Genomic DNA, 7,624 nt, shown 5'->3' with positions numbered 1-7,624 from the left:
CGACGGACATATTGTTCGGTGGTGCCAATTTTTTGAGGATGGCTTCTTTACGTTCTGGTGCGTATCGGTTCATAGTTCTCTCTGCACAGGTTTATGTGAAAACTATGTTGACCTATAGGGGTCGATACCTACTATAAACTCGGAAGAAGGAAATTTTTCTGAATTAGATTTATTTTCGATGCACCTAAATATACCTGATAGCGTGGACTTTCCGCTGCCGTTCCAACCGTAAAACAGGTTGTATTTTCCAAAATCCGTGGCATTGGTGTTCGTGTGATTATGAAAGATACCGAACCGTTTTAATTTTTGTATATTTTTTATTGACATAAAATCCCAGATCTAAAAATCACTCAATACTCGATGGGCGTATAACGCCGCCAGCATGGGCGAGCAACTTGTTGCGAGTCCAGCGCAGCGACATGGCTGGTCTTGTTAAGTTTTAGTTGCTTCATAAGTTTGTATTAGAAAAATTGCCATTGTACCCGCTAAATTTACAGCAAGCTCTGCGTGCCTTGGTTTTGCTTTATATGATGATGGGCCTGCCCCATGTGCATCTCCATGCTTGTTTCGCAACGTGCCCAAACCATTAACTATGCCGGAGCAACCACCAAGAATTTGTTTAAATACCTTCTCTGTATGCTGGTCTGGTGAAAGATTGAGTTCGTTTGCAGTTAATTTGTAAAGCTCTGAAAGTTCTATATTTGTTTCGTTAAAATCAACATTTAGACCATGCAAAATATTCTTACAAACTGATTCTAAGATTGACCTAGATATTGTAATTGCGCCTGCGGGGTCTTGTGTTTTTCTTTCTAGTGCTTTCTGCCACGCAAAGTGAATACCATCTGAATCAAATTTACTTAAAATTTCATCGATACTTTTTGCGGCGGGTAGAGTTTGCTTAGTTTCTAAGAACTCTAATAGAGGGTTTAATTCATCATACAAAAACTGCCTTCGTTCAGCGTATGTAGAAAATTTGTTTTTTATGAATTGCCAAAACTGATCGAGATTTCTTGTTGTTTTTAGCCACCTAGGTACTAATTCACTATAGTTAGGATTTGATATCAGCTCTTGCCTCACAACCTGATAATCATCATTACTAGCGACACCACCAGTGCTATGAGAAAGCAACATGCTTTGCAAATATTCCGCTCTCTCGAATGGTGAAATCAAAAAATCTAAGTCAGAGCTCATTCTTTCCTCTAAAACTTAACTGCTGATATATAGTGCATGCACACTCTTGCCAAACACAGGTTTCTGCAAAAAAGGTCACTCAGTCAGTAACACTCTGATTGTGCTAGGTGTTCTACTACCTTCAACCAAAATTGCCGTAAAACTGTGCATTCTGGTTACGTTTTGTAAAAAAGCTACTATAAAACTGTCGTTAGCACCAGTTCAAAACATAACCAAAAGTGCTGTTTGTTTGGCTCTAATGCAAAAGTTTAGTACGCATCCTCTAACCAAACCCACCACCGTTTAAAACGCAAAACCAATCGTGGCGGCTAGCTGAGCGGCACCCTCTACTTTGTTTTTTTCTTCATAGTAGGATTCGGTGTAGGCATCTTGGTTGCTGCAATCGCTGGTAGCTTCTTGTTGCCAGTTGTGGCGGTAGCCGCTGGACAACGACGCATTGAAGCCACTTTTGCTAAACCATTGGAAACCCAGCATAAGCGTTGAGCTAACTGCGCTGGTGGCATGAGAGCAGATAAAATAATTACCAGTGAATGCACTCAGTGTGCCTTCTTGCGTCTCGAACTGATGATTGATCGTGCTGGTGCCAAGCTTTACGAACGGGCCTGTTTGCAGGGCTTGGTTTGGGCTTAGAATGGCAAAGGCGGAAATGTTTCGGCGATGGCCCTTTACCTCGACGGTTGTTTCACCGCCATCCCAGCTGCTAGAACTGGATGAGCGTTGGCTAGTATATTCGCCACCCAATGCAATGCGCGGCGTTATGCGTGCACTAACGGCTATGTTCATGGGCGTAGCCAGGTTAGTGGTAATATTGATGCGTTCTGCTTGTGCTGTGCCAGCTAGCAAGGTAACCATTGCGGCTAAGATGAGTTGCTTCATGAATCTATCCTTAGAAAGTTAGGCCAATGCGAAGATCGGCGATGAACCCCGTACTTGGGATGCCAAGGTTAGTGTCATCTTCTGTGTCTGGGCACCAAAACCGCTCATCGGATAAGCTGGCGTATCGGTAGCCAATGGCGAATTCACTGTGAAAAGAGTTGGCGCTATAAACGCCATATCCAAGTGTGCTGTCTAGCGCATAACCTACAGCGGATAAGTGGCAGCTGTTGGCAACGTTTGCCCCGTTTGAAGCACGCATGCTCTCGAAAGTTACCTGATCGCGCGTCGCTTTAAAGCCGATAAAGCTTCCAGTACGCATAGCTTCGTTGAAATGGAAACGAGCGAACGCGCCAAATTTGCTAGTTGAGCTGTCTGCGAAACGGTTGAATATCGACAAGGTAACAGGCTGTTCAATGGCGATGTATGACCCAACTGATAGCTGCTTTGATACTTTGGTTGTGACTTGTAGGTCAAAGTCGTTCAGTAAAAACTTTGCTGGGTTAGTGGATAACGCAACGGGTGGTGCACCATAACTGATCGATGAAATACTAATCACAGCGGTTGCGATGAGCTTCCTTATCATTTTCAATTGCATGTCCTTAACACTTAGAGTTTCTCAATGTTACACGCTGTAATCTGAGTGCATGCTGATTTAAATAAACTTAAAACGAAGTTAGAAAGAGGTAAATGTGATAGATGTAGATCTTTCGAGAGAGCAAAAAGAGCAGTTGGTTGCCAAGCTTAAGCGCTACTTTGAAGATGAGCTCGACCAAGACATTGGCGGTTTTGAAGCCGAGTTTCTTTTGGACTTTATAGGTAAAGAGTTAGGCGCCTTCTACTACAATAAAGGGGTTAGCGATGCCCAGTTGGCAGTAGCCAGCAAATATAGCGAGCTAACTGACCTATTTTTTGAGCTTGAACAAACGCTTTAGAGGACCGCCCAAAATGCCTGCTTCCGTGCTAAAAAAAGCGTTTAACACCGCATTGGTAGTAGGTACGTTGCTTACCCTTATCAACCAATGGGATGCACTCTTTGGTGATGCATCGCTGCGAGTGATCCCACTGCTATTAACCTACTGTGTGCCCTTCTGTGTGTATTGTTATGGCTGGTGGAGTAATCAACCGAAACCCTAATCTAGTGTAACGGGTGAGATAAACTCATCGGGTTTCACCGCCACAACAGAGCATGTGAGCTGCTCTAGTACCGTCTCTGCGGTGTTGCCAATAAAGAATCCCGGAATGCCAGTTCGCGCAATGGTGCCCATCACCAATAGATCAATGTCTAGATGTTGGCAAGCTTCTGGAATGACTTTTGACGGTATGCCCTTTAACAAGTGAAATTGAATGTTGTTATGCCCCGCTAGGCCTTGTTGCAGTTGCTTGAAGGCTTTTTGGTGTTGGCTGCGAATTTTTTCTACGTAAGTGTCTCCAGCATCTTCAGCGTGGTCTGCCCACGAGCGAATCATGATCTCAGCCGGTGCATCCCATACGTGTAAAACATGCAGGGTTGCGCCAGATTGTTCGGCTAGCTGATCCGCCAAGCTAAGAATTTTTTCATTCAATCGGTTTGCTAAAGGTTGGCCATCATCATCAAAATCAAAATCGACTGCCGCCAAAATATCGCGATAGCGTGGCTGCTTTTGTGGTTGCGCTATCCATACTGGGCAAGGGCATTTACGTAGAATGTGCATGTCGTCGCTGCTAAACAACTTGTGCAAATAACTCAGGTTTTCCGGCGACTTAATTAGCAGGTCATGCTGGTTTTTTAGCACCAGTTGTATTGCCGTATGAAAGGTTCTGCCAGAGAGCACAGCCGAGGTGACGGTGAGCTGGTTTTGATACTTGCTTACCATGTCAGCAAGCTCGCTAGCGCGCTTTTCACTATAAGTTTGCTGCAGTTGTCGCTCTTCAGCGTTGTTCTTCATTGGTGGCAATATGTCTACCACATGTAAGCTAGCGCCAGTGAGCTTGGCCATGTTAACGGCCTGTTTTAGTGCACTACCTTGTTGCTCGCTGTGCTGGGCAATATAGAGAATATTTGAAAAAGCTTGCATAGTCCTTGCCTCAATAATTGGCTTGATACCAGTTTAGAAGATTGGGCAAAAAAAAGAGGTTGCCAGTTAGACAACCTCTCTTAGGAACGCAAGGGTTGCTGAGTTACCGCAGCAACAATACTGGCTTGTTGGTGGCTTTAAGCACTTTGGCGGTAAAGCTGCCGAAGAAGATATCGTGGATTTTGGTGTGGCGGAACGCGCCCATAACCATAATATCCAATTGCTCAGATGCCATGAGTGAGGTGATGCTAGCAACTGTGTCGTCGCTGCTTACCTTGTGTTCCTGAACATCTATGCCAGCGCGGTCGATGGCAATGCGAGCGTCTTCGTGGCATTTACAGTCTTCTTCATAGGCCAAAACACATTGCAGGCCAGTGTATAGTGGGCTCTTGGTAACAAACTCAAGTGCGCGCTGGCAGGCGTCGGAGTCATCAACATACAACAAGAACTTTTTCGGCTGGGTGAATGGCTGATTGACCACCAAAATAGGCTTGTGAAGTGCCCGGCCCACGGCTTCTAAATGTGCCCCAAGCTTGCCGTTTGCTTCATGCTGCTCACCACGAATGCCCATCACCATAACGCGGATGCGGTCTTCTAGCGCAATCACCGCCTCGGTTAAGTCGCCGTGGCGCTGCTTGCTGATCACCGCATTAGCGCCAGCATTTTCTGCACGCTCTTTGGCAGCGGCCAAAAGCGTTTTGCCTTGCTCTACTTGCAGCTTGTTACGCTTGGCTTCTACATCGGCTAAGTCTTGCAGTAGCTGAGTTTGCTCACCCAAGCCCAACGCACCAGAGAAGTTTGCTGAATCTGGTGTGATGGGGTGTTCAACATTGTGCTGCAGGCGCAAAGGTGCGCCGGTTCTTTGGCTTATCCAGCTGGCGTAATCAACCACTGCCTCGGCAATGGTCGACTGGTCGATACACGCTAGTACGAATTCTTGTTGTTGTTCAGCCATTAATGGCCTCCTAGCACCTTGTCGAGTTCTTCTGGTTTATCGTACACGCCAAATCGGTCAACAATGGTTTCGCTCGCTTCATTCAGGCCTATAACTTTCACTTCAGTGCCCTCGCGGCGGAACTTGATTACCACCTTATCTAAAGCGGAAACCCCAGTGATGTCCCAAAAGTGTGCACGCTTTAAGTCTATCGTGACAGTATCGAGCGCTTCTTTATAGTCGAACGAGTTAATGAACTTCTCGGCCGACGTAAAAAACACCTGCCCTACTACAGTATAGGTGCGCTCGGTCTCATCTTCATTTGCCTCTGACTTAACGTACATGAAGTGAGCAATTTTGCTAGCAAAGAATAATGCCGCCAGCAGCACACCCGCCAACACACCGTACGCAAGGTTGTGGAAATAAAGTGTCACAAACACAGTGGTAAGCATAACCGCGCTGGTAGAGATAGGGTGTTGCTTCATATCAGTAATTGACGTCCAGCTGAAGGTACCCACAGATACCATGATCATCACTGCAACCAATGCTGCCATTGGAATAATGGCTACGTAGTCGTTAAGGAATACAACTAGAACAATCAGTAGCAAACCGGCAATCAATGTAGACAAGCGACCACGGCCACCAGATTTCACGTTAATGACCGACTGACCAATCATGGCGCAACCAGCCATACCACCAAAGAAACCAGTGATAATGTTGGCAATACCCTGGCCTTTACACTCACGGTTTTTATCCGACTTAGTATCGGTTAGGTCATCAACAATCTGCGCCGTCATCAACGACTCCATCAAACCAACAATGGTCAGTGAAACAGCATATGGCAAAACAATGCCAAGTGTTTCTAAGTTCCATGGCACATCTGGGAATAAGAATACCGGCAGGGTATCCGGCAGCTCACCCATATCACCCACGGTGCGGATATCTAGGCCAAAGAAGTAGGCAATTAGCGTACAAACAACAATGGTGACCAGTGGCGATGGCACGGCTGTGGTGACCAGCGGCAGTAGATAAATAATGCCCAAGCCAAACGCAACCATGGCATACACGTGCCAGGTTACGTCGATCAGCTCAGGTAACTGTGCCATAAAGATAATAATGGCCAAGGCGTTAACAAAGCCGGTCATCACCGACTTCGACACAAAGCGCATCAGGTTGCCTAGCTGTAAATAACCAGCAATCATCTGCAAAATACCGGTCAGCACCGTGGCGACTAATAGGTACTCAAGGCCATGGTTTTTAACCAAGTCGATCACCAAAATGGCCATCGCCCCAGTTGCGGCAGAAATCATACCTGGGCGACCACCAACAAAGGCGATAATCACGGCAATGGTAAATGAGGCATACAAACCCACTTTAGGGTCCACGCCTGCCAAAATAGAGAAAGCAATCGCTTCTGGGATGAGGGCCAATGCAACGACAATACCTGCCAGTACATCGCCTTTTACGTTACCAAGCCAGTCTTGCTTGGTGGACGATAGCAACATAATTCTGTTCGCCTTTGTTTAATCTTGAGAGAGGGGGAAAATCGCCGCGAAGGCTAGTGGAATTATTACCCAATTGCAAGGTTGTTGGTTGTTTTTTGAGCGATTGGGGCGTTGCCAGGCGGCGTGATGGTATCCGTCGCTCTGTAGATACCATCTCTCCGAAGCATTGCAACACATTTTGTAGGTCTGTAAATCCTCCGCGTAGCGGAGGTTTGCAGACACGGTTGATCGGTGCTGCTCGATCATCAGGGCGGGGCGCGAAAACATGGGCTAAATAGCACATGGGTTGCGCCTAGGCCGCGTCACATCTTAATAGTATACATGCCCAATGCTTCCCTGCGGGGGCTTCCAGCCAGGCCATCCTTGGCCTGTCGTTCAGACCTTGAAATGCCATGCATTTCATCGCTACGCGACCGGTCTTCACCCATCCATGGCAGATAACGGTCTGCTTTTGAGGCATGCCACGTCCCTGGGCTCAGTGCTTGCCTACTTCGCCCATGTTATTCGCGACCACCTTGTTGCCTTGCAGCCGTATTAAGCTGCGGCTGCTTGGTATGGTGTCTTGCTCTTCACCACGCCGTAGCAAATCTGTACAAGCTTACGCATTGCCGCACAGACGCTTTGCTTTCCTTTTAATGACCTAGCTTCTAGCCGCTTTGTAAGCGCGCTAACGTCGGGGTTGTACTTAAGTGCACTCACTGCCGCCCTATACAACTTGGCTCTAAACCGCGCAGGGCCTGCTCTGGTAATCATAGTTTTACCCACAAAGTTACCCGACTCCCTCATCCTTGGTATGAGCCCCAAGTAGGCAGCTAGTTGCTTTGCACTTCTGAAGCCTTTGGCATGTAAAATACACAGCATGATGCGCGCTACCACGTCGCCAACGCCTGGAATCGACCCAAGTAGTTGGCGATCTCTCTTTAGATGCGGGTGGCCATCAATATGGTCATCAATGTCTCGCGTTAAGTCCTGGATGGCCTGTTCAAGCTCGATAATCATGCTCTGCAAGGAGCGAATCACGATATCTGATGTCTCTGTATATTCAGCCTTTTCTAGTCGGTTCT

Annotated in this window: 10 protein-coding genes; 2 read left to right on the top strand and 8 right to left on the bottom strand. The window is 46.9% G+C overall.

All coding sequences use genetic code 11. The features are described from left to right. Window positions 1-102: 102 nt before the first annotated feature. The 4 genes from DUW71_RS17410 to DUW71_RS17395 form a co-directional block, all read right to left on the bottom strand. The gene (locus DUW71_RS17410; RefSeq protein WP_233546186.1) at window positions 103-327 is read right to left on the bottom strand and encodes an AAA family ATPase; all 225 of its coding nucleotides are present in this window, start codon (window positions 325-327) and stop codon (window positions 103-105) included. A gap of 105 nt (window positions 328-432) precedes the next feature. Further along, window positions 433-1,191, bottom strand: a complete 759-nt coding sequence (locus tag DUW71_RS17925) for an abortive infection family protein (protein WP_119396553.1) — start codon at window positions 1,189-1,191, stop codon at window positions 433-435. 282 nt (window positions 1,192-1,473) lie between these two features. Further along, window positions 1,474-2,067 (bottom strand): hypothetical protein, encoded by a 594-nt coding sequence (locus DUW71_RS17400; RefSeq protein ID WP_119396552.1) that lies wholly within the window; start codon window positions 2,065-2,067, stop codon window positions 1,474-1,476. Window positions 2,068-2,077: 10 nt separating this feature from the next. Then, window positions 2,078-2,650 carry a DUF3575 domain-containing protein gene (locus tag DUW71_RS17395; RefSeq protein WP_158584249.1) on the bottom strand — a complete coding sequence of 191 codons (573 nt, stop codon included), beginning with the start codon at window positions 2,648-2,650 and terminating at the stop codon, window positions 2,078-2,080. Window positions 2,651-2,756: 106 nt separating this feature from the next. Between DUW71_RS17395 and DUW71_RS17390 the strand changes: the two genes are divergently transcribed. Together DUW71_RS17390 and nrtS are read left to right on the top strand one after the other, a co-directional pair. Then, window positions 2,757-2,999 carry a DUF2164 domain-containing protein gene (locus tag DUW71_RS17390; RefSeq protein ID WP_119396550.1) on the top strand — a complete coding sequence of 81 codons (243 nt, stop codon included), beginning with the start codon at window positions 2,757-2,759 and terminating at the stop codon, window positions 2,997-2,999. Between the two features lie 13 nt (window positions 3,000-3,012). Next, window positions 3,013-3,201: a nitrate/nitrite transporter NrtS gene (gene nrtS / locus DUW71_RS17385; protein WP_119396549.1), complete on the top strand. Its 189-nt coding sequence runs from the start codon at window positions 3,013-3,015 to the stop codon at window positions 3,199-3,201. Here the strand turns inward: nrtS and DUW71_RS17380 are convergent. From DUW71_RS17380 to DUW71_RS17365, 4 genes are all read right to left on the bottom strand, one after another. Next, window positions 3,198-4,121, bottom strand: a complete 924-nt coding sequence (locus tag DUW71_RS17380) for a universal stress protein (protein WP_119396548.1) — start codon at window positions 4,119-4,121, stop codon at window positions 3,198-3,200. The genes nrtS and DUW71_RS17380 overlap by 4 nt on opposite strands. Before the next feature lie 103 nt (window positions 4,122-4,224). Further along, entirely contained in the window at window positions 4,225-5,076 is an 852-nt protein-coding gene (locus DUW71_RS17375) for a universal stress protein (protein WP_119396547.1), read from the bottom strand. Next, window positions 5,076-6,560, bottom strand: a complete 1,485-nt coding sequence (locus DUW71_RS17370) for a SulP family inorganic anion transporter (protein WP_119396546.1) — start codon at window positions 6,558-6,560, stop codon at window positions 5,076-5,078. The genes DUW71_RS17375 and DUW71_RS17370 overlap by 1 nt, the downstream gene beginning before the upstream one ends. A 534-nt stretch (window positions 6,561-7,094) precedes the next feature. After that, a partial coding sequence (locus DUW71_RS17365) for a transposase (protein ID WP_158584247.1) occupies window positions 7,095-7,624 on the bottom strand: 530 nt, incomplete at its 5' end.

It is taken from the genome of Salinibius halmophilus, from assembly GCF_003577475.1.
GTDB lineage: Bacteria > Pseudomonadota > Gammaproteobacteria > Pseudomonadales > Natronospirillaceae > Salinibius > Salinibius halmophilus.
This window is presented reverse-complemented; position numbering and strand designations above follow the sequence as displayed.